A 25,246-nucleotide genomic window follows, 5' to 3' on the forward strand; every position below is an offset into this window, starting at 1 on the left:
CCGATGGCGAGCGGTCGAGCCGTGGGGCACCGTATCCGGATACACCCCGGAGGAGGTCCACCATGGCGCTGCCCACATCCGCCGTCCCGTCGCTCACGGCCCAGCAGGTAGGCGCCGTGCGGACGGGCGACGCGTGACGGCGTCCCGACGGTCCGACGTGCGCACCAAGGGGCCGCACGTGGCGGCACGCATCGAGAGCGCCATCGACAGGCGCATCGACGCTCGGTTGCGCCGGCGCGGCTGGACCGTCCGGGTGGAGCCCTACGCCGGCTACGGGGCCGCAGGGTGGGTTCGCGTGATGGCTCGCGCCCTGCTTGCCGCACCGATCGTCGAGGACCACGACCTGCCGGGCGCCGGCAGCTCCGCACAGGCGGGCGCACGGTCCGCGCCGGCGCTGCGCGGCTGGCGGAGCTTCGCCACGGCCCAGGTGCCCGGTGCGGTGCTCGAGGTCGCGGTCGGGGGCCGCGTCCACCGGGTCACGACCGACAGGGGCGGGTTCGTCGACGTCGTCCTGACCGCCGACCTGACGCCCGGCTGGCACGACGTCCGGATCACGTCCCAGGACGGCGCCGTCGCCATGGCCCCCGTCCACGTCATCGCGCCCGACGTCCGGTTCGGGATCGTCAGCGACATCGACGACACCGTCATGGTCACGCGGCTTCCGCGGCCCTTCGTCGCCGCGTGGAACGTGTTCATGCGGCACGAGAACGCCCGCGAGCCGGTCCCTGGCATGTCCTCGCTCTACGCCGAGCTGGTCGACGGCGACGATCGCCTGCCGGTCGTGTACCTGTCGACCGGGGCCTGGAACGCGGCGCCGACGGTCGGTCGGTTCCTACGGCAGTTCGGCTTCCCCTCCGGGCCTCTGCTCATGACCGACTGGGGTCCGACGAACAGCGGCTGGTTCCGCAGCGGTCCGACCCACAAGATCACCCAGCTACGGCGCCTGATGCGCGAGCTGCCGGACGTGAAGTGGGTGCTGGTCGGAGACGACGGCCAACGTGACCCGCAGATCTACGCCGGGGCCGCACAGCACCATCCCGGCCACGTGCACGCGATCCTGATCCGCCAGCTCACCTTCACCGAGCACGTCCTTGCGCACGGCGTGCCCACACCGACGACCGACTCGCTGCGGGCGGAGCTGCGGGCACAGCGAGACGGCATCCCCGTCCTGCAGGGCCCGGACGGACCGTCCATCGCACGGCAGGTCCGGAGCCGGGGCCTCCGGCTGCGCTGAGGCGCTCAGAGGCGCTCGGGGTCGTCCCACTCGTCGCTGCTGGCGATCGCCTCGTCATCGGCCACGAGCTCCACCGCGTGCAGGGACCGGGGCGCACGGGCCGCGTTGCCGCCGGAACGGGCGTCGGCCGAGTCCAGGTCGGCCTGCGACTGCAGCGGGTCCGCCAGGTGCTCGGCGGACGGGTCAGAGGTCAGGTCCCGGTCACGGCTCATGTCTTGGTTGTACCCCGCGCGTCCCCCCGATGCACGCACGAACCACCGTTCGGGCACCCCGCACCGGAAAATGTGACGTAGGCCCGCGACGAAGATCACAGCCCCTCGGGGTAGAGGTATCTCGACGTCAACATACGATCGACAACGTGGCGGAACACGAGAAGACAGCGGCCCTGCCCGACAAGACGGTCGACGTCGTCCTGGTCGGCGGCGGGATCATGAGCGCCACGCTGGCCGCGCTGATCACGACCCTCGAACCCACCTGGACCGTGGAGATCCACGAGGTCCGGCCCGGTCTGGCGCAGGAGAGCACGAACGCCTGGAACAACGCGGGCACCGGCCACGCCGCACTCTGCGAGCTGAACTACACCCCCGAGCGTGCAGACGGCTCGATCGACATCAGCAAGGCCGTCGCCATCAACGAGCAGTTCGAGCTGTCGCGCGAGCTGTGGAACCACCTCGCCACCGCGAACCGCCTGCCCGACGGTGACGGCTTCCTGTCGTCGACCCCGCACATGACGTTCGTGCGCGGCGAGGCCAACGCGGACTACCTGCGCCGGCGGTACGAGACGCTGCGCACGCACCCCCTCTTCGACGACATCGAGTTCAGCACCGACCGCGAGCAGATCGCGCAGTGGGCCCCGCTGCTCCTCGCCGACCGCGACCCGTCCGAGGTCGTCGCAGCGACGCGCTCGGCCGCCGGCACGGACGTCGACTTCGGTCGGCTGACCCGCGCGATGGTTGCCGACGCCGTGGACCGCGGCGCGCGCCTGCACCTCGAGAGCGAGGTCACCAGGCTCAGGCAGCGACGCGACGGCACCTGGAACCTGCGCATCAAGGACCGCCGGTGGAACGGGCACGTCAGGGCACGCAAGGTCCGCGCGCGGTTCGTGTTCATCGGGGCCGGCGGCGGCGCGCTGCGCCTGCTCCAGCGGTCCGGGATCCCTGAGGCGAAGGGCTTCGGCGGCTTCCCGATCAGCGGGCAGTTCCTGCGCACCACCAACCCGGAGATCATCGCCGCGCACCAGGCCAAGGTCTACGGCAAGGCGGACGTCGGCGCTCCCCCGATGTCGGTGCCCCACCTGGACGCCCGTGTGGTCGACGGCGGGTCCGCGCTCATGTTCGGCCCCTACGCCGGCTGGAGCATGAAGTTCCTCAAGCACGGCTCCTGGACCGACCTGGTGCGATCCGTGCGACCCGGCAACCTGGTCCCGATGCTCGCGGTCGGCCTGAAGAACTCCGACCTGCTGAAGTACCTGGTCGGCGAGGTCACCGCGAACGACGCCGACCGCCTGCGCACGCTGCGCGCGTTCATGCCGAGCGCCCACCCGCGGGACTGGGAGCTCATCACCGCAGGTCAGCGCGTCCAGGTGATCAAGCGGGACAAGAAGCTCGGCGGCGTGCTCGAGTTCGGCACCGAGCTGGTCACGTCCGCCGACGGCTCCATCGCCGGTCTGCTCGGTGCATCGCCGGGCGCGTCGACGGCCGTCGCGACGATGCTCGACCTGCTCGACCGCTGCTTCCCGGAGCGGTCGGCGCAGTGGCAGCCGCGCCTGCGCGCGATGATGCCGAGCCTCGGCGGCGGGGCCTGGGACGAGTCCTTCGAGCTCGCGCACCTCGACGAGCTCATGGACGAGCTGCCCAGCGAGCGTTGAGAGACGATGGGGTCGTGCCCCACGACTCCACCACCGCACCCGAGGCCGTCAGTGCAGAGATGCGGCGCGCCAAGCTGCGCGCCGCGACCGAGCACACGACCGTCGGTCAGGTGACGACCACCGACGACGGTCGCGTGACGATCGACTGCGCGTGCGGGATGGTGCTGAGCAACGGGCCGACGTGGTCGCTCGACGAACACATCCGACTGCACCGCGCCGAGGCACGGTTCCTGGCGCTCGCGGCCGTCGCCCCGGTGGGGATCCCCCGGCTCGTGGACTGGCCGCCGCGCTAGGCGTTCGCCAGGTCGTGGTCGTGGTCGTCGTCGTGCTCATGGGGTAGCCCCAGCTCGTGAGCCCGCTCGTGCGCCTCCCGGGCCGCGATGCGCGCCTGGACCTCGGCGCGACGCAAGGGCGGCACCGTGGTCGGCGGCTGACGACGCTCGGGCAGCTCGTCGAGCAGACGGGCCGTGATGGCGGCGATCTCGGCGACGGCCGCCTCGAACGGGTCGCGTGTGTGGTCGCTGAGGGTCTGGACCCCCGTCACCTTGCGCACGTACTGGCGCGCTGCGGCGGTGATCTCCTCGGAGGTGGCGGGCGGTTCGAGCCCACGGAGCGTGGTGATGTTCCGGCACATGGCACCGACGCTACGCGGCAGGCACCGTCGTCTCCAGGGCCAGCAGCGTGCGCTTGGCATCCGCACCCCCGACGTACTGCCCCTGCGACCCGTCCGAACGGACCACCCGGTGGCACGGCAGCACCAGGGGCAGCGGGTTGAGCGCGCACGCCGTCCCGACGGCCCGCACCGCCTTGGGGCTGCCGGCACGGCTCGCCACCTCGGCATAGCTCGCCGTCCGGCCGTAGCCGATGTCGGGCAGGTGCTCGACGACGACCCTTCGGAATCCGTGCAGCAGCCTCAGGTCCAGAGGGACGTCGAACGTGGTGCGTCGCCCCGCGAAGTACTCGTCGAGCTCGCGAGCCACGTCGTCGAGACGCCCGGGCGCCTCCAGCACTCGGGGGCTGATGCTGTCCGAGAGCGACTGGAGGACCGCGTCGTGGTCCTGCACCGCGAACGCGACGCGGACGAGGCCGCGCTCGGTGCGCGCGAGCAGCAGCGGACCGACCGGGCTGTCGAGCGTGCGGTAGGCGACGTCGACCAGAGCCGCTCCCCGCTCGACGAGGTCCGCGTGCAGGCGCGCCAGGTCGGCCGGGTCGATGTCCCCGAGCAGGCCGGTGGGTGTGTCGTCGTCGCTCATGGTCGTCCTCCCTCGATCCCCGGATAGGTCCTGCGCAGTGCCGCGATACCGTCCGACCCGGCGCGTCGCGCGGCGGCCGCCGTACCTCCGACGAGCGCAGCGACGTCGTCGTACGGGAGTCCGCCGAGGTGGTGGTAGGCGACGACGTGCCGCTGCTTGTCGGGCAGAGCGGCCAACGCGGCCCAGAGGTCGAGGTCCCGACCACCCGCCGTGGTCGACCTGTCCGGGACCTCGGCGACGGGGACCGCCTGGCGCGCGGCGCGACGGACCACGTCGATCGCCTTGCGGTGCGCGATCGTCACGAGCCACGCCTCGACGTTCGCGTCGTCGGGCAGGTCGGGGTAGGCACCGAGCGCCGACAGGAACGTCTCGGACCAGGCGTCGTCGGCGTCCGCAGGTCCCACCACGGCACGGCAGACACGCAGCACGGTGGGACCGTGCGCGGCGACCACTGCCTCGAAGGGTTGCTTCACGCTCACAGTGTGCAGACGCGTGGGGGTGCCCGTACGTGAGGTCCGACTTCTAGGGTGGTCCTCGTGACGAACCTGGAGGTCCGGCCGGTGCCCGAGCTCTGCGACCTCGCACCGACGCGAGGGCCGGTCGTCGAGCTGCACGCGTCGCGCGACGTCCCCCTCGGCGGCGTCCGCGCGATGCAGGTCCGCCGGACGCTTCCGCAGCGAGGGTTGCCGCTCGTCGGTGCGTGGTGCTTCCTCGACGAGTTCGGCCCGCAGAACGTCGACATGCGGGTGCTCCCCCATCCCCACACCGGCTTGCAGACCGTCACGTGGCCGGTCGCGGGCGAGATCCTGCACCGCGACAGCGTCGGCTCCGAGGCCGTCGTCCGACCGGGGCAGCTCAACCTGATGACGGCCGGTCATGGCGTGTCGCACTCGGAGTTCTCGCTCGGCTCAGCACCGCTGCTGCACGCCGCACAGCTGTGGATCGCGCTGCCCGACGGCGTCGCCCAGGGTGCGGCCGGCTTCGAGCAGGTGGGCGACCTGCCGCAGTGGTCGACTACGGGCGTCCGCGCGACGGTCTTCGTCGGGCAGCTCGACGGTCACGCGTCGCCGGCGCGCGTGCACACGCCCTTGCTGGGTGCCGAGGTGACCGTCGACGCCGGTGCGGCGGCGGAGGTTCCTCTGGTCCCGGGGTTCGAGCACGCTGTTCTCGTCCTGGACGGTGCGCTCGACGTCGCCGGCACGGCGCACGCACCGAGCGGGCTGCTGTACCTCGGCGACGGCCGCTCGTCGGTCCACCTGCGCTCGCGCGAGGGAGCCCGTCTCCTGCTCCTCGGCGGAGCACCGTTCGAGCACGACCTCGTGATGTGGTGGAACTTCGTCGGCCGCGACCACGCCGACATCGCCCAGGCCCGGGCCGACTGGGAGTCACCGGAGCGCGCGGACCGGTTCGGAGTCGTCCACGGGCACGGGGACCTGCGCATCCCGGCGCCCGAGCTCCCGAACATCCGCCTGCAGCCGCGGCGCCGCCGGCCCCCCGAGGAACCAGGATGACCGAGCTGCCGGTCCGCTCCCGTCTGGTTGCCACGGCCCTGGCCGACGCCGGCGTCGTGGGTCTCGTCCGCGAGCTCCCCGACTCGGCCCGCACGGCCGCCGAGGCTGCGGCTGCACTCGGCGTCGAGGTAGGTGCGATCGCCAACAGCCTGATCTTCTGGGCCGACGACGCACCCCTGCTCGTCCTCACGAGCGGACGTCACCGCGTCGACACGGCGACCCTCGCCGCGACGCTCGGCAAGGCACACGTGGCACGGGCGACCCCCGACCAGGTGCGCACGGCAACCGGCCAGGCCATCGGCGGAGTCGCACCCCTGGGCCATCCGACGCCTGTGGAGACAGTCGTCGACGTGGCACTCGAGGACTACCCGCAGGTCTGGGCGGCCGGCGGGACTCCGCACACGGTGTTCCCGACGACGTTCGAGGAGCTCGTGCGCGTCACGCATGGTCGCCCGCTCGTCGTCGGCGACTGACATTTCGGGCTCCGGAGCACAGACTGTGCGCAGAGACCCTGGACCGAAGAAGGAGTCACGTGGAGCAGGTGCAACAACGCCAACCGGTCCTTCTGACGGTCGACGACGACCCCGCTGTCTCCCGTTCGGTGGCCCGGGACCTGCGGCGCCAGTACGGGTCGGCGTACCGGGTGGTGCGCGCCGAGTCCGGGTCAGCCGCGCTGGACGCGCTGCGCGAGCTCAAGCTCCGCGGCGACCAGGTGGCCGTGCTGCTCGCCGACCACCGCATGCCGGAGATGAACGGTCTGGAGTTCCTCGAGCAGGCGATGGACCTGTTCCCTGCGGCCCGCCGCATCCTGCTCACCGCGTACGCGGACACCGACGTCGCGATCGACGCGGTCAACGTGATCGACCTCGACCACTACCTGCTCAAGCCCTGGGACCCGCCGGAGGAGAAGTTCTACCCGGTGATCGACGCCCAGCTCAAGGCGTGGAAGACGTCGCCGCACAAGTCGGTGGCCGAGACGAAGGTGGTCGGTCACCGCTGGTCGGCCCGGTCGTCCGAGGTGCGCGAGTTCCTGGCGCGCAACCAGGTGGCCTACCGCTGGTACGCGTCCGACGAGCCCGAGGGCCGACGGCTGCTGGAGGCCGCCGGACAGGACGGGCTGAACCTGCCCCTCGTGATCACGACGGAGGCCAAGGCCCTCGTCGCGCCGACGGACGCCGAGCTCGCCGCCGAGGTCGGACTGACCGTGTCACCCGCCGAGCAGTTCTACGACCTCGTCGTCATCGGGGGTGGCCCGGCCGGGCTGAGCGCCGCGCTGTACGGCGCCTCGGAAGGGCTGCGCACGGCGCTGGTCGAGCGGACCGCGACCGGCGGACAGGCGGGCCAGAGCTCGCGGATCGAGAACTACCTCGGCTTCCCCGACGGGGTGTCCGGCGCTCAGCTCACCGAGCGGGCCCGCCGGCAGGCGCTGAAGTTCGGGGCCGAGATCGTCATGACCCAGGACGCGGTCGGGCTCGAGGTCAACGGCGCGGCCCGGTCGGTGCGGTTCGCCGACGGCAGCTCGGTGGACGCGCACACGGTCATCCTGGCCAGCGGAGTTGCCTACCGGGAGCTCGACGGACCGGGCATCGGGGCGCTGACGGGCCGGGGCGTCTACTACGGCTCAGCGCTCACCGAGGCCAACGCGTGCTCCGACCAGGACATCTACGTCGTCGGCGGGGCCAACTCCGCGGGGCAGGCGGCGATGTTCCTGTCGGCGCACGCCCGCTCGGTGACGCTCGTAGTTCGGGCCGACTCTCTCGTCCAGTCGATGTCGCACTACCTGGTCGAGCAGGTGGAGAGCAACGAGCGCATCCGCGTCCGGACCAGGTCGGAGGTGGTCGAGGCGGTCGGCGACGACCACCTCGAGCAGCTCGTGCTCCGGGACACGGTCACCGGTGAGAAGGAGACGGTGGAGACCGGCTGGCTGTTCGTGTTCATCGGCGCCGCACCCCTGACGACCTGGCTCGACGGTGTCGTGACCAGGGACACGCACGGGTTCGTCCGTGCGGGGCACGACCTGCTCGTCGACGGCCGTCCCCCGGAGGCGTGGCCCCTCGACCGGCCGCCCTACCACCTGGAGACGAGCGTGCCCGGGGTGTTCGCCGCGGGCGACGTGCGGGCCGAGTCGGCCAAGCGCGTAGCCAGCGCCGTCGGCGAGGGCGCCATGGCCGTCATGCTCGTCCACCGCTACCTGGACCAGCTGTAACCACCCACCACCGCTACCTGGAGCAGCTGTGACCACGACCGAAGAGCCGACGACGGCAGAACCGACGCGCGAGCACCTGCCCTGCGACATCGACGAGCTGCGGTCCACGTTCCTGTTCGAGAAGCTCAGCGACGAACAGCTCCTGTGGTTGTGCGGTCACGGCCACGTGGAGCGGTACGAACCCGGCGTGCTGTACCGCGAGGGCGAGCCGGCCACGGAGTTCTACGTGATGCTCGACGGGTCGGTCGCCCTGTACCGCCGGGTCGGCGACGACGACATCGAGGTCAGCCGGACGAGCCAGAAGGGCGTCTACGCGGGCGCCTTCGCGTCCTACCTGGGCGACCGCGCGCAGACCTACACCCAGACCATCCGGATCCTCGAGCCGTCCCGCTGGTACGTGCTGTCCGCGGGCGACTTCTCCGCCTTCATGAACGACTGGTTCCCGATGGCGGTCCACCTGCTGGAAGGGCTCTTCTTCGGGCAGCAGAACTCCCACCGTGCGATCGGTCAGCGCGAGCGGCTCCTGGCGCTGGGCTCGCTGTCCGCGGGCCTGACCCACGAGCTCAACAACCCCGCCGCCGCGGCCACCCGGGCGACCGCCACGCTGCGCGAGCGCGTGGCCGGTATGCGCCACAAGCTCGCGTTCATCGCCTCGGGCGCGTACGACAGCGAGCAGCTGAACCAGATCATCACGTTGCAGGAGAAGGCGGTCCACTCCCTGGCTGCGACGCGAGCAGCGGGCCACAAGCTGTCGGCGATGGAGGTGTCCGACCTCGAGGACGCCATCGGGGACTGGATGGACGCGCACGGCATCGAGGGCGGGTGGGAGCTGGCGGAGAGCTTCGTCACCGCGGGGATCGACCCGGCGTGGCTCGACGCCGTGGCGGCCTGGGTGGGCGACGAGGTGCTCGAGGGTGCCGTGCGCTGGCTCGCCTACACCCTCGAGACCGAGCTGCTCATGACCGAGGTCGAGGACGCCACGAGCCGGATCTCGTCGCTGGTCGGCGCCGCGAAGCAGTACTCGCAGATCGGGCACGCACCCGAGCAGCTGGTCGACGTGCACGACCTGCTCGACAGCACCCTGACGATGCTCGACCGCAAGCTGGGCGACGGGGTCACCGTGGTCCGGAACTACGACCGCGACCTCGCGCCGATCGTCGTCTTCGCAGCCGAGCTCAACCAGGTGTGGACCAACCTGGTCGACAACGCCGTCCAGGCGATGGCGGGACAGCCGGACGGGCACAGGACGCTGACGCTCACCACCCGGGGCGTGGACGACTGGCTCGAGGTCGAGGTCGCCGATACCGGCTCCGGCATCCCCGAGCAGGTGATCGGCCGCGTGTTCGAGCCGTTCTTCACCACCAAGGACGTCGGCTCGGGGACGGGCCTCGGCCTCGACATCTCCTGGCGCATCGTCGTCGACAAGCACCACGGCGACCTGTCCGTGACCTCACGCCCGGGTGACACCCGGTTCCGCGTCCGGCTCCCCTACTCGCCGACCGAAGGGCCCACCGCATGAGCATCGACCCGACCGTTCCGCCGAGCGGGGACGGGTGCCTCGAGTGCGACGCAGCGAACGGCTGGTGGTTCCACCTGCGGCGCTGCGCGACGTGCGGTCACATCGGGTGCTGCGACACGTCACCCTCGCAGCACGCCACGGCGCACTTCCGGGACACCGGGCACCCCGTGATGCGGACGTTCGAGCCCGACGAGGACTGGTTCTGGGACTACACCGCTGACGCGTACACCGTGGGTCCTGCGCTCGCAGGCCCGGAGCACCGCCCGGTCGAGCAGACCGTTCCCGGCCCCGCGGGTCGTGTCCCCGACGACTGGCGGTCCCACCTGCACCGATGAGTCCGAGGTCGCTGTCGACGCCGGTGTCGTCGTCGAGAGCCCCAACAGAGGAGCGACGATGGCGTACGCGAACGACGGCAGGCTTCCGGTCATCTACGTCCGCGGGTACGCCGGCGGCCCGTCGGGAATCGACGAGGCGGTCGACGACCCGTTCTACGGGTTCAACGTGGGGTCGGTCCAGGTGCGGGTCGACGGCGGCGACCGCCCGGTGTTCCACCAGTTCGAGAGTCCGCTGCTGCGCCTGATGATCGACCACGACTACCGGCTCCTGGTCCAGGGCAACCAGCTCTCCTATCTCACCGAGCAGGAGCCGGGCACGGTCCCGGCGGCGTCGATCTGGGTGCACAGGTTCTACGACGAGTTCGCGCCGAACGTCACGAGGGACCCGAACGCGTTCAGCCTGCAACGCGCCGCCGAGAGCCTGTTCACCCTGGTCAAGCTCGTGCGCCGGCAGACCGGTGCACCGCGCGTGTTCCTGGTCGCGCACTCCATGGGCGGGCTGGTCGTGCGCTCCATGATCCAGCGGACGATCCCGGACGACCCCGACGTGGGCGGCCGGCCGGACGCGGCGACCGCGTTCGTCGACCGCGTCTTCACGTACGCGACGCCGCACGGCGGGATCGAGTTCGCGGTCGGGTTCGGGGCGCTCGAGCGGCTGCGGGACACCGGCGTCGCCGGCGCGGACATCTTCGGGCCGGAACGGATGCACGAGTACCTGACCTGGTCGGGGTCTCGCGACCCGGCCGAGCCGTTCGACGCGACCCGGATGCCGGACGACGGCTTCCCCAAGGACAGGCTCTTCTGCCTCGTCGGCACGAACGCCGAGGACTACCCCGTCGCCAGAGGCCTCTCCTCGCGCGTCGTCGGTCCCCGCAGCGACGGTCTCGTGCAGATCGACAACGCCTCCGTGCAGGGCGCTCCGCGCGCGCTCGTGCACCGCAGCCACTCGGGTCGCTTCGGCATCGTGAACTCCGAGGAGGGCTACCAGAACCTGCGCCGGTTCCTCTTCGGGGACGTCGAGGTGCGCGCGGACCTCACGGACTGCCGGCTCCCCGGGACGCCGGACGACGACACGGACTGGCAGCTCGAGATCGCGCTCTCCATCCGGGGCCTTCCGGTCGTGCTGCACGAGCAGACCGCAGCGCACCTGTGCCCCATCCAGATCGAGAAGCCGGTCAGCGAGGACGTCCCGAGCACGCCCGTGCCGGTGGTGCGCACCTACCTGTCGACGGCCGTGCGCAGACCGTCGGACGCCGCGACGGGACAGCAGTCACCCACGATGCGGCACGTGCTGCAGCTGCGGCTGGTCTCGCTGCGCAAGAAGGGGGGCCTGCTCACCTTCCTCGACCACCTCGAGTCGACCGCCGACTGGTCGGACGTCCTCGTCGTCGACATCGCGTTCGAGCCGGGTGCTCCCCCGAAGTCGTGGGCGGTGTGGAACTCGGCGATCCCCGGTGCGATCAGCGACTGGGTCCCCGACCCGGCCGTGAACCCTCCTCTGCAGGACGAGGATGCGGCGTCCGGGCGCTGGGTCGTTCGCGTCCCGGTCCCGCCCTCGGCGCGCGAGCTGCTCGGCGCCCAGGCCTCGGTCACGATCGAGGTCTCCGGGCGCACCACGTTGGACCTCGTCGTCTAGGTCCGGGCGGTCGCGCGCCCTCGGCGCCTAGGTCCGGGCGGATGCGAGGGCGGTGTCCGATCCGGCGACCCGGATCTCCACGCTGCGGATGTCCTCCGTGACGATGCTCGACGACGCCCCGAGCCCACGCGCACCCGTCGTACGGGCCAACCAGGTCGCGACGACGGTCCGCTGTCCGGCGTCGTCGACCAGGACGAGCTCGTAGGTGGGTCCGTCGCCGGTCGACCACAGGTTGGCCGGGTAGCTGCACTCCCAGTCGATCCGGGTTCCCCAGCCCTTCTTCTCGAGCGTGAGGTCCGCGGTCACGGCGACGTCACCCACCGGCTCGAGCTCCAGGTTCGTGGTGACGCTCGCGCTCGGGGGCTCCGGTGCGGGCCCGGACAGGAACGTGCCGGCGAGACCACCCACGACGAGGAGGACCGCCGCAGCCCCCACCAGGGCGACGAACCGACGCCTGCGCACCCGCCTGGCCCTGTGGGCGAGCGCGGCGAGCTGGACCACGTCACCTGCGACGGAGTCGTCGATCTCGCTGAGTGCCTCCTGTGCCGGGACCAGACGGAGCAGTCCGGGCATCCCGGCCAGCTCCGCGACAGCGGCGCTGCACTCGGCGCAGGTGCGCAGGTGCTCCTCGAAGTCCCTCCTGTCCTGCGGGCCCAGAGCGCCGAGCACGTACGCGGCGTCCCACTCGCGGTACCGGTGGTCGATGCCGGTCATGACGACACCCCTCTTTCCTGCAGGGCGAGCCGTAGGGCACGCAGGCCGTAGTGCAGGCGCGACTTCACGGTGCCTTCAGGGATCTGGTGCTCGTGCGCGAGCTCCGCGACGGACCGGCCACCGTAGTAGGCACCCACGACGACGGCGCGGTGCTCGGCGGACAGCTGCGCGAGCGCGTCCGAGACGAGCCATTGGTCCAGGACCGCCTGCGACTCGTCGGGCTGCACACGGTCGGGGGTCGCGTCGACGGTCCGCTCTCGGGCGTGCCGGGCGCTGCGGCGGTCGTCGATGACGAGGTTGCGCACCACGGTGTACAGCCAGGCGCGGGTCGCGTCCTGCTCACGAGCGAGCACCTCCGGGTGCTTCCAGGCACGGACCATGGCCTCCTGGACGACGTCCTGAGCGAGCGCGTGGTCACCGGTGAGCCGCACGACGTACGACTGCAGCGGGCGCGCGTACGCCTGGTGCAGCGCGCGCATCAGCGCGTCCGGTTCGTCGCCCACATCTCTCCTTCCGGCGTCCTACCCGGTCAACGGGGCCGGGGCGTACGAAGTTCAACGGTCGATGAACCTCACCCGCCTCGGGCTCGTGGTCCAGGTAGCCGGTGCAGCACCGGAAGCCATGAACCCAGGAGGTACATCGTGCGCACGTCCAAGCGGCTCTCGATCCTGTTCCCCGTCACCATGATGCTCGCCGTCGGCGCTCTCGCCGCCTGCGGCAGCTCGGGCGACAGCGGAGGCGGCGCCTACGGCGGCGGCGACTCGAGCACGCCCAGCGAGGCAGCCGAGTCGAGCGCGGCGCCGTCCGGCTCGGCGCCGGCCTCGGGCGCGCAGGCCGCCGACCTGTCCACCGCCGACACGTCGCTCGGCACCGTGGTCGTCGACGGCAGAGGCATGACCGCGTACTACTTCACCAAGGACACCAAGGACTCGGGCGTGAGCGCGTGCTCGGGCGACTGCGCGACAGCGTGGCCCGCGATCGAGACGACGTCGGACACCCCGAGCGTCGACGGTGTCACCGGAACGGTCGGCACGATCCCCGCGGCCGACGGCGGCAAGCAGATCACGATCAACGGCATGCCGATCTACACCTTCGCGAAGGACATGGCGGCAGGTGACGTCAACGGCCAGGACGCCAACGGCGTCTGGTACGTGATCGCGCCCGACGGGACGATGATCGAGGACTGAGCGCTCAGCTGGTCTCCACGTTGAGGACGTTCCCGTCCGGGTCGGCGAACCACGCGGCACGCATCGACCCGGACGTGAGCACACCGTCGACCCACTCACCCTCGGGCACGTCGAACGTCTGCAGCTCCACGCCTGCCGACCTCAGGGCCGCGACCTCGGCATCGAACGCGTCACCCGCGACCTGGAACGAGATCGCCGTGGCCTTGTTGGTCCCGGCATAGCTCGACGGGTAGACGAGGAACCCGCCGTTGGCGGATCGGTACAGGACACCTTCGGGGATCTCCTCGTCCCGTGCGGTGAAGCCCAGCGTCCCTTCGTAGAACGCGCGTGCCCGATCGAGATCCGTCACTGCCAGGACGGGGATCGCGGGGTGGGCGGAGAGCATGGCGGCCTCCAGCGCGGGCCAGACGACCATCGGCTGGCCGGCTGGTTCGACCGTAGGACCACGCGCGGAGGCGGTCAACGGTCACGTCGTGGGTGTCGGCTACGTCAGGAGGGTGAAACGACGAGAGGATGACCGCGATGAGCGACGACGAGTACCTGGCCCGCCGGTTCGAGGAGAACCGTGGACGGCTGACCGCGGTGGCCTACCGGATGCTGGGCTCGACCGCCGAGGCGGACGACGCCGTGCAGGACGCCTGGTTGCGCCTCGACCGAGCAGACTCCGAGGGGGTCGACAACCTCCCCGGCTGGCTCACGACCGTCGTCGCGCGCATCTGCCTGGACCGGCTCCGCAGCCGGACGTCTCGGCGCGAGGACCCGCTCGACGTCGAGCGGCCCTGGGTCGACGAGGACGCCGTCGACCCCGCGCAGGAGGCCGTGCTGGCGGACTCGGTGGGGCTCGCGATGCTCGTGGTGCTCGAGCACCTGACCCCTGCCGAGCGGCTCGCGTTCGTGCTGCACGACATGTTCGCGGTCCCGTTCGACGAGATCGCACCCATGGTCGCCAGGACGCCTGAGGCCACCCGCCAGCTGGCCAGCAGGGCCCGACGCCGGGTCCAGGGCGCTCCGACTCGTGTTGAGACCGATCTCGTCCGTCAGCGCGAGGTCGTCGACGCGTTCCTGACCGCGGCGCGCGGCGGCGACTTCGAGGCCCTGCTCGCGACTCTCGACCCCGATGTCGTCCTGCGGGTCGACGCCAAGGTCGCCTCGTTCGGGTTCCTCAAGGACACGGTGGGAGCGCAGGAGGTCGCCCTCGGGTTCAACGGCGCCGCGCAGACCGCCGAGCTCGCCCTTCTGGGCGGCGCGGTCGGCCTCATGTGGGCCCCGGGCGGTGTCCCGCGGACCGCGTTCGTGGTCACGATCGAGGACGGACTGATCGTGGCGATCGACCTGTCCATGGACCCCGACGTGCTCAAGCGCCTCGACCCGGTCCCCCTCGACTTCTGAGGACCGGGTTCCGGGGCGCCCGATCAGGCCGTGGCGTGCGTCGACCCCTGCGGCGCGCTCGGGACGTAGGTCACGCGCTGGGCGGGCATCAGGATCCACAGGATCGGGTAGATGAGCAGCTGACTGCCCGGGAGGACGAGCAGGACCAGGACGAAGAGCAGGCGTGCGGGCCAGGGCTCGATGCCGAACCGCTGCCCCAGGCCTGCGCAGACGCCACCCAGGACCCTGCCCTGGACCGGACGGACCAGCCCCTGCTCGGTCATGCTCTCGTGGATCGTTCCCATCGTGTCTTCCTGCCCCTTCGTCTGTCGTGCTCGTGTACCTCCCATCGTGGTCGCCGGACTGTGTGCACACATCGGGGGTTCCCCGGAGTTCCACCCTGAGCGGAGTCGCTCGTCCCCCTGGCCTGGGACGCCTAGGCTCTCGGGGTGGCCGTGCTAGTTTCGGCGCGACACATGCTTGACCATCCCGTGACCATTGAGCGATATGGCGATGACGCAGTCTCCATCGCTTGTTCCGTGCTGGACGTGAAGGACGACGATGACCGACGCAGCCCCCCTCCAGCCCCCGGCTCCGCAGTCGGTGTTCGCGCTCGAGGCGCCCGCTCCGCCCGTCCCGGTGTCGACGACGCAGGCGCCCGCGATGGCACCCAAGATCGACGCTGCCGCGCTGCCAGGCCTCGACGCGAAGGTCGACGCGTACGTCACCAGCCTCATGGCCGCACAGGCCGGGTCGCCCGAGCTGGCCGCCAAGGCCGACGACATCCGTCTCATGGGTGACTCCGACATCCGCGCCGCGGCGGACAGCTCCAACCGCCTCCTGCAGACGCCGGTCAAGGCGATGCGTGACGGCGGCGTCTCGGGCACCTCCCAGATCAGCAAGTCGCTGCTCGACCTGCGCAAGACCGTCGAGGACCTGGACCCGAGCGAGGCCACGGTCGGCAAGAAGCTCCTCGGACTCATCCCGTTCGGCGACTCGCTGACCGACTACTTCCGCCGGTACGAGAGCTCGCAGAAGCAGATCGACGCGATCGTCCGCGCCCTGTACAACGGTCAGGACGAGCTGCGCAAGGACAACGCCGCGCTCAACCTGGAGAAGCAGCACCTCTGGGACACGATGGCGCGCCTCCACCAGTACATCTACGTCGCCGAGTCGCTCGACACGCGCCTGTCGGCGACCATCGCGCAGCTGGACGCGACCGACCCCGAGCGCGCCAAGGCGCTGCGCCAGGACGTCGTGTTCTACGTGCGCCAGAAGCACCAGGACCTGCTCACGCAGCTCGCGGTGAGCATCCAGGGCTACCTGGCGATCGACATCATCATCAAGAACAACCTGGAGCTCATCAAGGGCGTCGACCGCGCCACGACGACCACCGTGTCGGCGCTGCGGACCGCCGTGATCGTGGCGCAGGCGCTCAACAACCAGAAGCTCGTGCTCGATCAGATCACCGCGTTGAACACGACGACCTCGGGTCTGATCGCCTCCACCGCGAAGATGCTCAAGGAGCAGTCCGCGGACATCCAGCAGCAGGCCGCCAGCGCGACCGTCGGCCTGGCCCAGCTGCAGCAGGCATTCAGCGACATCTACGCGACCATGGACTCGATCGACGACTTCAAGGTCAAGGCGCTCGACTCGATGGCCCAGACCGTCGGGGTCCTGCAGACCGAGACCACCAAGGCGCAGAGCTACCTCGACCGGGTGCGTCGCGCAGACACCACCGAGGTGGCGGGCGGATCGCTCGACCTCGGGCTGAGCTGAACTTGCCGGTCTGCCGAGGATCGAGCGCTGGATGAGCTGGTTCGGACGCCTGCGGGGGCAGCGTCGACAGCCCGAGGTGCCCGCCGAGCCACCCCCTCCGACGTCGGCGGAGATCGTCGCGTCCGCCCACGCCGTCGAGCAGCAGATCGTGGGACGCGTGCCCGCTGCGGTGACCGCGCGCGTCCACGGCATCGCACGCACGGTCGAGGTCATGGCACCGCGCCTCGACCGGCTCGGAGCCGGTAGCCACCAGGCGTTCACGGTCGTCGCGACCGCGACGAGCTACCTGCCCGAGGCGGTCGGCAGCTACCTGCGGCTCCCCCGCGACTTCGCCGACCGGCGCGTGGTGTCGAAGGGGAAGACCTCCCTGATGCTGCTGTGCGACCAGCTCGACCTGCTCGACCTCACGCTCGACAAGATCTCCGACGCTGTCTCGCGGCAGGACGCGGACGCGCTCGTCGCGCACGGCCTGTTCCTGGCGGAGAAGTTCGGCGGCGGCTCGTCGCTCGAGCTCGCCCCCGACGCGGGCCGCGACACGCCACAGGCGGGGAGCCCGGTCGACCACCCATGACTGGAGCAGCGATGAGACTGTCCGACGCCCTCGACGCGCTGGAGCGTGCCGGCGCCGCCGCCGGCCTGGACGCCGCGGCGGCCCGTGACGAGGGTGCGCGGCTGTCGGCCGCTGTAGCCGAGTCGATCACCGGGGCACCGGGCGCATGGCTCACGGCGGTCGGCTCGCCGGACGCCTCGTTCGGTGCGTTCTTCGAGGCCGCTGCCAGTGCTCGTCGGTGGCGGACCTCGCCGACCGACCTGCTCGCCGGGATCGCCGGGACACCCGCGGGGGACGCGTACGCGGCGGCCCTCGCCGACGTGATCTCGGCCGCCTGCGAGCTCGGGCCTGCGGACATCGGCGTCATCGCCCGCGCCTCGGCGACGGCCGCCGTCCAGCTGGCGACCACCCGGGGCGCAGGGCCTGCTGCGCCAAGCGCAGACCCGCCGTCTGCCGTGCCGTTCCCGGGCCTGCCAGCTCCTGCGGCGGCCGCCGCAGGAGCCGCGTCGGCGTGGACGCCGAGCGACCCTGAGCCCAGGGAGCGCACGCTCGAGGAGCTGCTCGCCGAGCTGGATGCGCTCGTCGGGCTGGCCGCCGTCAAGGAGCAGATCCGCCAGCAGACACAGCTCCTGCGCGTCGAGCGCCTGCGCACGGAGGCCGGTCTCACGACGCCCACGCTCACCCGGCACCTTGTCTTCCTCGGGAACCCCGGGACGGGCAAGACGACCGTCGCCCGGCTCGTGTCCGGCATCTACCGTGCGCTCGGGCTGCTGACCAAGGGGCACCTGGTCGAGGTCGACCGGTCCGAGCTCGTCGCCGGCTACCTCGGGCAGACGGCCGTGAAGACGTCCGAGGTCGTGGCCACGGCGATCGGCGGCGTGCTGTTCATCGACGAGGCGTACGGCCTGGCCGAGGACCAGTACGGCGCCGAGGCGGTGAACACGCTGGTCAAGGACATGGAGGACCACCGTGAGGATCTCGTCGTGATCGTCGCCGGATACCCAGGACCGATGGCGACGTTCCTCGCGACCAACCCCGGGCTCGAGAGCCGGTTCTCGACGACGGTCGAGTTCACCGACTACACCGACGCGGAGCTGCGCGAGATCTTCGAGCGGACCGCTCGCAAGGCCGACTTCGAGCCCTCGCCCGAGACGCTCGCGCGGTTCGAGGAGATCGCCTCGCTCCAGGTCCGCGACGAGGGGTTCGGGAACGGCCGCTACGTGCGCAACATGCTGGACCAGGCCATCACCCGGCACGCGTGGCGCCTGCGGGACGTTGAGCAACCGAGCGTCGAGCAGCTCAGGCTGCTGCTCCCGGAGGACCTCGTGGCGGCGCCCGACGACGGGGACCACGAGCCGGAGCACATGGCGGTCGCCGAACCGACACACCTGGAGGAGCCCGCGTGACGCAGACGATCGCACCGCCGCAACCTGCGCCCCTGCCCGTCCCGTCCGTCGCGGCGACGAAGCGCCGCGGGGCGCTCAGCCGCACGCCCGGACGTATGCGCCTCGCGGGCGTCGTCGCCGTGCTGGCGTCGCTGGCGGTCGGCGTGCTCGGCGTCCAGACGGGCCAGGCGCAGTCGAAGGCGCTCGCGAGTGCGGAGGCCGACACGCGGCAGCTCGTCGGCATCCAGGATGTGCGCAACGACCTCGTGGTCGCGGACGCGACGGCCACCAACGCGTTCCTCGTCGGCGGGCTCGAACCGCCAGCGCAGCGCGCGACGTATGACGAGGCGATCGCCTCGGCTGCCAACGGTCTTGCCCGGCTCGCCGGTTCGAACGAGGCGGACGCGGAGCTGCTCGGCAAGGCGACCGCGGGCCTGACCACCTACACGGGGCTCGTCGAGCAGGCGCGTGCGAACAACCGTCAGGGCTTCCCCGTCGGTGCCGCCTACCTCGATCAGGCCTCCACGGTGCTGCGCTCGGACGTGCTGCCTGAGCTCGACACCCTGGTGCAGACCAACGCCGACCGGGTCGACTCCTCCTTCGACGCCGTGAGCGCGACGCCATGGCTGCTCGCACTCGGCCTGGTCTCGCTCGTCGCGTTCGTCGTCGTGCAGACGTGGCTCGCGAGGCGTACGCACCGGCGGCTCAACTCCGGCCTGTTCTGGGCGACGATCCTCGCCCTGGCCGCCAGCGTCGCGGGCGCCTTCGTCCTGGGTACCACCGCGGCGTCGGCCTCGGACGTCCGGGACGGCTCGTATGCGGACACGGTCGCGGTGTCGAAGGCGTACTCGCTCGCGAACGACGCCAAGTCCATGGAGTCGTTCACGTTGATCAAGCGCGGCTCTGGCCAGGCGTACGAAGAGACGTTCCAGTCCGAGACCGCGCAGGCGCGCGAGCTGCTGGCAGGCGTCGACGACGCGCTCGTGCAGTCGCTCGACGCGTGGACCGCCAAGCACGCCGAGATCCGCGAGAAGGACGACGCGGGCCAGTGGGACGAGGCGGTCGCGCTCGCGATCAGCACCGAGCCGGACTCACCCAATGCGGCGTTCGACGCGTTCACGACTGCGGCGTCCGAGAGCCTGCAGGCCAGCGCGGCGGCGACCCAGGAGGCGCTGTCCGGGGCGGGAAGCTCTGCGGTGCTCGTGGGCTGGCTCATCCTCGCGGCCGGTCTGCTGGCGGCCGTCCTCAGCTGGCGCGGGATCTCGAAGCGGGTGGAGGAGTACCGGTGAGGCGCACACCGCTGGGCCGTAGGGGCCTGCCCGCCATCGTCGCGCTGGCCGTCGGGGCGCTCGTCGTCCTGACCGGGTGCGACCCGTCGACGACGCCCGACCCTCAGGTCACCGCGACGCCTGAGCCGACCCCGGCAGCCGCTGCCCCGGTCGTGGAGTGCGACGACGCGACCACGTCGTACGCTCCCGACCCCGGCCTCACCGGAAGCACCGTGCAGGCGATCCAGGCGCGCGGCTCGCTGACCGTCGGGGTCTCGGCGGACACGCTGCTCATGGGCTCGCGCGACCCGCTGACCGGACAGATCGAGGGCTTCGACATCGACGTGCTGCACCTCGTGTCTGCGGCGCTGTTCGGCGGCGACCCGAACAGGCTCCAGTTCCGGGTCATCACCTCCGGCCAGCGCTTGGACGTGCTGAAGAACCACGAGGTGGACCTGGTCGCCCGCACGTTCACCATGAACTGCGCGCGATGGCAGGACATCGCGTTCTCGGCCGAGTACCTCCAGGCCGGACAGAAGGTCCTGGTCACCCGGGACTCGACCGCGACGAGCATCGACGACCTGGCCGGCCAACGGGTCTGCGCGCCCGAGAGCACGACGACCCTCGAGCGGCTGAAGGACGACTACCCCGAGGTCACCGCGGTCAGCGCGCCGACGCACACGCAGTGCCTGGTGCTGTTCCAGGAGGGTCGCGTGGACGGCATCACGGGCGACGACACGGTGCTGGCCGGATTCGCGGCGCAGGACCCGTACGCCAAGGTCGTCGGCGACGCGCTGAGCTCCGAGCCGTACGGTGTCGGCGTCGCGGCCGACCAGGTGGACCTGGTGCGGTTCGTCAACGCGGTCCTGGACCGGGCGAAGGCGGACGGCACCTGGGCGGCGATGTACGACCGCTGGCTGCACGCGCTCGGGCCCGCACCGGTGCCGCCGGCGTCGGTCTACGGCCGGGTCCCGCCCAGGTGACGGCGCCCGACGCACCCGAGGCCCCGGGGCGGCTCGGCGAGCCGATCCCGGCGCCCGAGCTGCTCACCTACCTGGGCGGGCTGGACGCGTGGCTGAGCCACCGCCGCACCGAGCTGGACCGGCTGGACGCGGCCGCACAGGCCTCGGTCTCCGTCGAGTCCTACACGGCAGACGTTCTCCTCGCGCTGACCATGTGGCAGGCGATCCGGACGCGCGCCGACGAGCTGGTCACGGTGTGGGACTCGGGCCGGGCCGACGCGGTCGACCGCGAGAAGATGTCGCGCCTCATCTGGGGCCGGCTGGACTCCGGTCTCGGCTCGGCGCTGGTGTCGCTCGTCGAGGCCGTGACCCTCTGCGACGCGATGATCTCCAAGGTCCGTGCCCGCCTGTCGTTCGACCCGGACAGCGCCGACCAGGCCGAGCGGTTCCGGGGTCTGCGCGCCGGTCTGGTGCGCTGCGAGGACCTCGCCGGCACGGACGCGACGGCCGCCGAGCGCGTCGCGGCGCTGCGTCGACGCGAGCAGAAGCTCGTCACGCAGGCGGCCCGTGGCGCTGACGTCACCGGCCCGCTGGGCGAGCTCGAGGCCGAGGCGGCCCGTGCCGAGCGGGATCTCATCGTCCACGTGTCCCAGCGCCGCACGCTCGACAAGGGCCGCGCCGACGCAGCGTCCACGCTCGCCGCTCTCGAGACCCGTGAACCCACGCTGCACGAGCTGGCCGACCGGTGCCGCCGAGAGATCGCGAATCCCCCCAAGCTCGCGGTGCCCGACGTCTCACGCCTGGGCGCGGTCCCCGGGACCCGCCAGGAGCTCGACGCGTTCGTCGACCGGCTCGCGGCGGTGGGCCGAGCGTTCGACGCGGTGGCGGACGCGTACAGCGAGCCTCTGCGCGAACGCGCGGAGCTCCGCTACAAGCTGACCGGTGCGCACGCCACCGCGGACGCGAACGGCCGGAGTGCGTCACCGACCGTCCGGTCGGGCTACGAGGAGGCGCATGCCGCGGTCAGCGCGACGCCGTGCGACGTCACCGTGGCCCGGTACCTCGTCGAGCAGTACCTGTACCTCACCCGCGACCTGCCCACGGCAGCTCAGGAGGGATCGCGATGACCGCCATCCACTGCACCGAGATCGGGTGCGACGGCTACTACGAGGACGGCTGGTGCAACGTCTGCGGGTCGCCGCAGCCAGCAGGTGCGTCACCGGCCTCCGCGACGACGCTCCTGGGTACCGGTGTCGCTGAGACGCAGTGGGCCCCGGCGGGCGACGACGACTCCGAGCGCTCCACGCGCACCGGACGCACGAGCTCCACGCAGCTCGCCACGGCGGCCCTCGGGTCTGCGCGGACCGCGGCGACCGGCGGGTCACGCCCGACGCGTCGGGTCGGCACGTCCTCGACGCGGCTGCGGGGTGCGCGCCTCGGCGCGGGGCTGACGACGGTCCCCCCGGCCCCGGTGCAGGACCCGCTGCAGGCGGTCATGGCCGTCGCCGAGGTGCCCGAACGCAAGCGATTCTGCCCGTCGTGCGGCGCGGAGGTCGGCCGGACCCGAGACGGCGTGCCAGGCCGGTCCGCCGGGTTCTGCCCCCAGTGCGGCAACCACTTCGACTTCACGCCGGCGCTCAACCCCGGGGACGTGGTCGGTGGGCAGTACGAGGTCGTCGGCTGCCTCGCGCACGGCGGCCTCGGCTGGATCTACCTCGCCCGGGACCGGAACGTCTCCGGCCGGTGGGTCGTGCTCAAGGGTCTGCTGAACTCCGGCGACCCCGACGCGTTCGCGGCGGCGATCTCCGAGCGGCAGTTCCTGGCCGAGGTCGAGCACCCGCTGATCGTCGAGATCTACAACTTCGTCATGCACGAGGGTGCCGGCTACACGGTCATGGAGTTCGTCGGCGGCCGGTCGCTCAAGCAGATCCTGCAGGACCGCCGGGACGCCAACGCCGGGGTGAACAGCCCGCTGCCCGTGGACCAGGCACTGGCCTTCGTCCTGGAGATCCTGCCTGCCTTCGCCTACCTGCACGACGTCGGGCTGCTGTTCTGCGACTTCAAGCCCGACAACGTCATCCAGCAGGGAGACTCCGTCAAGCTCATCGACCTGGGTGGGGTACGTCGGATCGACGACCTGGCCTCAGCGATCTTCGGGACCGTCGGATACCAGGCGCCGGAGGTCCCCGAGGTCGGTCCGTCGGTCGCCTCGGACATCTACACGATCGGGCGCACCCTGGCGACGCTCGTGCTCGACTTCCGTGGGAACACGACGACCTTCGTGACGTCGCTTCCGTCAGTCTCCGACACGCCCGTGTTCCAGAGCTACGACTCGTTCTACCGGCTGCTGGCCAAGGCGTGCGCGCCCGACCCGGCGGACCGGTTCGCCACCGTCGACGAGCTGCGCGCGCAGGTGCTCGGGGTGCTCCGCGAGGTGGTCGCCACCGACCGCGGGCCGGGAAGCCCTGCCTTGCACTCGGCGGCCTCGATGCTCTTCGAGGCGCCGGCGTCGGACGAGGCCGGACACCCGTTGGCGTGGGACCAGCTGCCCGCCCTCAAGGTCGATCCTGGTGACCCGGCGGCGAGCTGGCTCTCCGGGGTCAACGTCAGCGATCCGGTGCAGCGGCTCAGCGCTCTCGACGAGGCACCCGATGACTCGGTCGAGGTGCGGCTCCGCCGTGCGAGCACCGCGATCGAGGCGGGCAGGCAGGACATCCTGTCGGACACGCTCGCCCAGATGCTTGCCGACGACCCGTGGGAGTGGCGTGCGGCGTGGCTGGGTGGCCTGGCACAGCTGGCCAACGGGGACCCCGTCGCGGCACGTGCGTCGTTCAACGCCGTCTACGGTCAGGTCCCCGGCGAGCTCGCTCCGAAGCTGGCGCTCGCAACGGCCTGCGAACGCAGTGACGAGGCGGAGATCGCGGAGTCGCTGTACGTGATCTGCGCTCGCTCCGACGCCAACTACACGGCACCAGCTGCGTTCGGCCTGGCGCGCATCCGCAGCGCGCGCGGCGATCTCGAGGGAGCGTTGCACGCGCTCGACCTCGTCGCCTCGACCCGAAGCTCCTACGTGGATGCACGGATGATGCGGGCGCGGCTGCTCGCACTGTCCACGGGCGACGTCGCACGGCTGTCGCAGGCGCTCGGCAGCGTGCAGACGGTGGTCCTGCCGCCCCTGCAGCACGCCGCGCTCCGGGTCGACGTGCTCGGCTCCGCGCTGGAGGCCGTCGTGACGCACGGCCCCGTGCAGGGGGTGCAGCTCGACGGCGTCCCCGCGCACGAGCCCGAGCTTCGCGACGCGCTCGAAGGAGCGCTGCGGCAGCTGGCATCCCTCACCGAGGACCACGACTCGCGGATCGCGCTCGTGGACCGCGCCCACGAGGTCCGGCGGTGGACCACGTGGTGAGCGTCGCCTGTGGCTCGTGCGGGACGGTCGCGCAGGACGGGTCCAAGTTCTGCGAGCAGTGCGGCGCACCCCTGACCGCACCGGTCGCGGTCGCCGTGCCGCCGCCGGCGCCGTCGACCCGGTCGTGCCGTGCGTGCGGCGGGACCATCGCCGCCGACGGGTACTGCCAGGACTGCGGCACGCCGGCGGCGACCGAGCGCGACCACTGGTCGGAGGCGCCGTCGGCATCGCTGGGCGGTGTGTGCGACCGCGGCATCCGGCACGAGAAGAACGAGGACGCGATGGCGCTCGGCCTCGCCGGTGACGCACCCGTGCTGGTCGTCTGCGACGGAGTGTCGAGCGTGCCGGACTCCGACATCGCGAGCCTCGCAGCGGCACGCGCCGCACGCGACGTCCTGGTCCAGGGCATCTCGGTGCCGAGCGGCGACACGACGCGCGTCGCCGCGTGGTCCGCGCTGCTCGTGCGTGCGGCCGATGCCGCCAACAACGCCATCGCCACCGCCGTCGGTGACCTGGCCGAGCGCCACGACCCGCCCTCGTGCACCTTCGTGGCCGCCGTGGTCGACGGGCCGAACGTGGTCGCGGGCTGGCTCGGTGACTCGCGGGTCTACTGGCTTCCCGATGCCGGTGACCCCATCCAGCTCAGCAGCGACGACTCGGGCGCCAACGAGCTCATGGCACTCGGACTGTCACGCGCGAAGGCGGAGGCCTCCGCCCAGGCGCACGCCATCACCCGCTGGCTCGGTGCCGACGCACCGGACATCGTTCCCCGTACCGCTCCTACGGTCGCCCAGGGGCCCGGTTGGGTGCTCGTCTGCTCCGACGGGCTGTGGAACTACTGCTCCGAGGCGAGCGCGGTCGCCGAGCTGGTGCGCACGTCGCAGGAGGTCGCCGGGCCGGCGCCGGAGAAGATCGCGGCCGAGCTCGTGCGCTGGGCGAACGAGCAGGGCGGCGCAGACAACATCACCGCCGCACTGCACCGGATCGAGGTCGTGCACGGCACGGCCACGGTCGATACTGTCCACAGCTGACCTGCTGCCCCACCCACGCGCACCACCGTGCATCG

Annotated in this window: 27 protein-coding genes; 19 read left to right on the forward strand and 8 right to left on the reverse strand. The window is 71.6% G+C overall.

Annotated elements, in window-relative coordinates:
- Positions 1 to 178 precede the first annotated feature (178 nt).
- Positions 179 to 1,234: an App1 family protein gene (locus tag N553_RS22110; protein ID WP_231505232.1), complete on the forward strand. Its 1,056-nt coding sequence runs from the start codon at positions 179 to 181 to the stop codon at positions 1,232 to 1,234.
- 5 nt (positions 1,235 to 1,239) lie between these two features.
- Here the strand turns inward: N553_RS22110 and N553_RS0109990 are convergent, their stop codons facing one another.
- The gene (locus N553_RS0109990) at positions 1,240 to 1,446 is read right to left on the reverse strand and encodes a hypothetical protein (RefSeq protein WP_028046399.1); all 207 of its coding nucleotides are present in this window, start codon (positions 1,444 to 1,446) and stop codon (positions 1,240 to 1,242) included.
- Between the two features lie 146 nt (positions 1,447 to 1,592).
- Between N553_RS0109990 and mqo the strand changes: the two genes are divergently transcribed.
- On the forward strand, positions 1,593 to 3,101 hold the full coding sequence (gene mqo / locus N553_RS22115; protein WP_231505233.1) for a malate dehydrogenase (quinone): 1,509 nt from the start codon (positions 1,593 to 1,595) through the stop codon (positions 3,099 to 3,101).
- A 14-nt stretch (positions 3,102 to 3,115) separates the two neighbouring features.
- Entirely contained in the window at positions 3,116 to 3,394 is a 279-nt protein-coding gene (locus N553_RS0110000; RefSeq protein WP_028046400.1) for a hypothetical protein, read from the forward strand.
- Here the strand turns inward: N553_RS0110000 and N553_RS0110005 are convergent.
- The 3 genes from N553_RS0110005 to N553_RS0110015 are packed head-to-tail and all read right to left on the reverse strand — an operon-like array spanning position 3,391 to position 4,827.
- Entirely contained in the window at positions 3,391 to 3,735 is a 345-nt protein-coding gene (locus tag N553_RS0110005; RefSeq protein WP_028046401.1) for a DUF2277 domain-containing protein, read from the reverse strand. The two genes, N553_RS0110000 and N553_RS0110005, sit on opposite strands and share 4 nt — an antisense overlap.
- Positions 3,736 to 3,745: 10 nt before the next feature.
- Entirely contained in the window at positions 3,746 to 4,354 is a 609-nt protein-coding gene (locus N553_RS0110010) for a methylated-DNA--[protein]-cysteine S-methyltransferase (RefSeq protein WP_028046402.1), read from the reverse strand.
- A complete protein-coding gene (locus tag N553_RS0110015; RefSeq protein WP_197030005.1) occupies positions 4,351 to 4,827 on the reverse strand; it encodes an RNA polymerase sigma factor in 477 nt (158 codons plus the stop codon). The genes N553_RS0110010 and N553_RS0110015 overlap by 4 nt, the downstream gene beginning before the upstream one ends.
- A gap of 63 nt (positions 4,828 to 4,890) precedes the next feature.
- Between N553_RS0110015 and N553_RS0110020 the strand changes: the two genes are divergently transcribed.
- Genes N553_RS0110020 through N553_RS0110045 form a run of 6 tightly spaced genes read left to right on the forward strand, consistent with a single transcriptional unit; the run spans position 4,891 to position 11,561 of the window.
- The gene (locus tag N553_RS0110020) at positions 4,891 to 5,865 is read left to right on the forward strand and encodes a pirin family protein (RefSeq protein ID WP_034622006.1); all 975 of its coding nucleotides are present in this window, start codon (positions 4,891 to 4,893) and stop codon (positions 5,863 to 5,865) included.
- A complete protein-coding gene (locus tag N553_RS0110025) occupies positions 5,862 to 6,338 on the forward strand; it encodes a YbaK/EbsC family protein (protein WP_028046405.1) in 477 nt (158 codons plus the stop codon). Before N553_RS0110020 ends, N553_RS0110025 begins: the two co-directional genes overlap by 4 nt.
- Before the next feature lie 59 nt (positions 6,339 to 6,397).
- Positions 6,398 to 8,071 carry an FAD-dependent oxidoreductase gene (locus N553_RS0110030; protein WP_028046406.1) on the forward strand — a complete coding sequence of 558 codons (1,674 nt, stop codon included), beginning with the start codon at positions 6,398 to 6,400 and terminating at the stop codon, positions 8,069 to 8,071.
- Between the two features lie 28 nt (positions 8,072 to 8,099).
- Positions 8,100 to 9,590: an ATP-binding protein gene (locus tag N553_RS0110035; RefSeq protein ID WP_028046407.1), complete on the forward strand. Its 1,491-nt coding sequence runs from the start codon at positions 8,100 to 8,102 to the stop codon at positions 9,588 to 9,590.
- Complete coding sequence (locus tag N553_RS0110040; RefSeq protein ID WP_028046408.1) at positions 9,587 to 9,925, forward strand: UBP-type zinc finger domain-containing protein; 339 nt, start codon at positions 9,587 to 9,589, stop codon at positions 9,923 to 9,925. The genes N553_RS0110035 and N553_RS0110040 overlap by 4 nt, the downstream gene beginning before the upstream one ends.
- A gap of 58 nt (positions 9,926 to 9,983) precedes the next feature.
- On the forward strand, positions 9,984 to 11,561 hold the full coding sequence (locus N553_RS0110045; RefSeq protein ID WP_028046409.1) for a triacylglycerol lipase: 1,578 nt from the start codon (positions 9,984 to 9,986) through the stop codon (positions 11,559 to 11,561).
- 27 nt (positions 11,562 to 11,588) lie between these two features.
- On the opposite strand, the gene N553_RS0110050 is transcribed toward N553_RS0110045, so the two are convergent.
- Positions 11,589 to 12,275, reverse strand: coding sequence for a zf-HC2 domain-containing protein (locus N553_RS0110050; protein WP_028046410.1), 687 nt, complete (start codon positions 12,273 to 12,275; stop codon positions 11,589 to 11,591).
- The gene (locus N553_RS0110055; protein WP_028046411.1) at positions 12,272 to 12,778 is read right to left on the reverse strand and encodes a sigma-70 family RNA polymerase sigma factor; all 507 of its coding nucleotides are present in this window, start codon (positions 12,776 to 12,778) and stop codon (positions 12,272 to 12,274) included. Before N553_RS0110055 ends, N553_RS0110050 begins: the two co-directional genes overlap by 4 nt.
- 138 nt (positions 12,779 to 12,916) lie before the next feature.
- On the opposite strand from N553_RS0110055, the gene N553_RS0110060 reads away from it, so the two are divergent.
- Positions 12,917 to 13,462, forward strand: coding sequence for a hypothetical protein (locus N553_RS0110060; RefSeq protein WP_034621722.1), 546 nt, complete (start codon positions 12,917 to 12,919; stop codon positions 13,460 to 13,462).
- Between the two features lie 4 nt (positions 13,463 to 13,466).
- Here N553_RS0110060 and N553_RS0110065 read toward each other — a convergent pair whose 3' ends face one another.
- Positions 13,467 to 13,847, reverse strand: coding sequence for a VOC family protein (locus N553_RS0110065; RefSeq protein ID WP_028046413.1), 381 nt, complete (start codon positions 13,845 to 13,847; stop codon positions 13,467 to 13,469).
- A 137-nt stretch (positions 13,848 to 13,984) separates the two neighbouring features.
- Here N553_RS0110065 and N553_RS0110070 point away from each other — a divergent pair, with 137 nt between their 5' ends.
- Positions 13,985 to 14,851: a sigma-70 family RNA polymerase sigma factor gene (locus N553_RS0110070; protein WP_028046414.1), complete on the forward strand. Its 867-nt coding sequence runs from the start codon at positions 13,985 to 13,987 to the stop codon at positions 14,849 to 14,851.
- Positions 14,852 to 14,874: 23 nt separating this feature from the next.
- Here the strand turns inward: N553_RS0110070 and N553_RS0110075 are convergent, their stop codons facing one another.
- Positions 14,875 to 15,135, reverse strand: coding sequence for a PspC domain-containing protein (locus tag N553_RS0110075; protein ID WP_028046415.1), 261 nt, complete (start codon positions 15,133 to 15,135; stop codon positions 14,875 to 14,877).
- Between the two features lie 256 nt (positions 15,136 to 15,391).
- Between N553_RS0110075 and N553_RS0110080 the strand changes: the two genes are divergently transcribed.
- The 8 genes from N553_RS0110080 to N553_RS22135 are packed head-to-tail and all read left to right on the forward strand — an operon-like array spanning position 15,392 to position 25,211.
- Entirely contained in the window at positions 15,392 to 16,609 is a 1,218-nt protein-coding gene (locus N553_RS0110080) for a toxic anion resistance protein (protein ID WP_028046416.1), read from the forward strand.
- Between the two features lie 31 nt (positions 16,610 to 16,640).
- A complete protein-coding gene (locus tag N553_RS22120; RefSeq protein WP_051640058.1) occupies positions 16,641 to 17,180 on the forward strand; it encodes a hypothetical protein in 540 nt (179 codons plus the stop codon).
- Between the two features lie 11 nt (positions 17,181 to 17,191).
- Positions 17,192 to 18,565, forward strand: a complete 1,374-nt coding sequence (locus N553_RS22125; RefSeq protein WP_231505234.1) for an AAA family ATPase — start codon at positions 17,192 to 17,194, stop codon at positions 18,563 to 18,565.
- Positions 18,562 to 19,833, forward strand: a complete 1,272-nt coding sequence (locus N553_RS25625; protein WP_028046417.1) for a hypothetical protein — start codon at positions 18,562 to 18,564, stop codon at positions 19,831 to 19,833. The genes N553_RS22125 and N553_RS25625 overlap by 4 nt, the downstream gene beginning before the upstream one ends.
- Positions 19,830 to 20,795, forward strand: a complete 966-nt coding sequence (locus tag N553_RS25630) for a glutamate ABC transporter substrate-binding protein (RefSeq protein ID WP_231505235.1) — start codon at positions 19,830 to 19,832, stop codon at positions 20,793 to 20,795. Before N553_RS25625 ends, N553_RS25630 begins: the two co-directional genes overlap by 4 nt.
- Positions 20,792 to 21,901: a hypothetical protein gene (locus tag N553_RS22130; protein ID WP_034621725.1), complete on the forward strand. Its 1,110-nt coding sequence runs from the start codon at positions 20,792 to 20,794 to the stop codon at positions 21,899 to 21,901. Before N553_RS25630 ends, N553_RS22130 begins: the two co-directional genes overlap by 4 nt.
- Positions 21,898 to 24,180 (forward strand): serine/threonine-protein kinase, encoded by a 2,283-nt coding sequence (locus N553_RS0110110; protein WP_028046419.1) that lies wholly within the window; start codon positions 21,898 to 21,900, stop codon positions 24,178 to 24,180. The genes N553_RS22130 and N553_RS0110110 overlap by 4 nt, the downstream gene beginning before the upstream one ends.
- Positions 24,165 to 25,211 carry a protein phosphatase 2C domain-containing protein gene (locus tag N553_RS22135; protein ID WP_231505236.1) on the forward strand — a complete coding sequence of 349 codons (1,047 nt, stop codon included), beginning with the start codon at positions 24,165 to 24,167 and terminating at the stop codon, positions 25,209 to 25,211. Before N553_RS0110110 ends, N553_RS22135 begins: the two co-directional genes overlap by 16 nt.
- The last annotated feature ends 35 nt before the right edge of the window (positions 25,212 to 25,246 follow it).

This window comes from Cellulomonas sp. URHE0023, assembly GCF_000688475.1.
Lineage (GTDB): Bacteria > Actinomycetota > Actinomycetes > Actinomycetales > Cellulomonadaceae > Cellulomonas.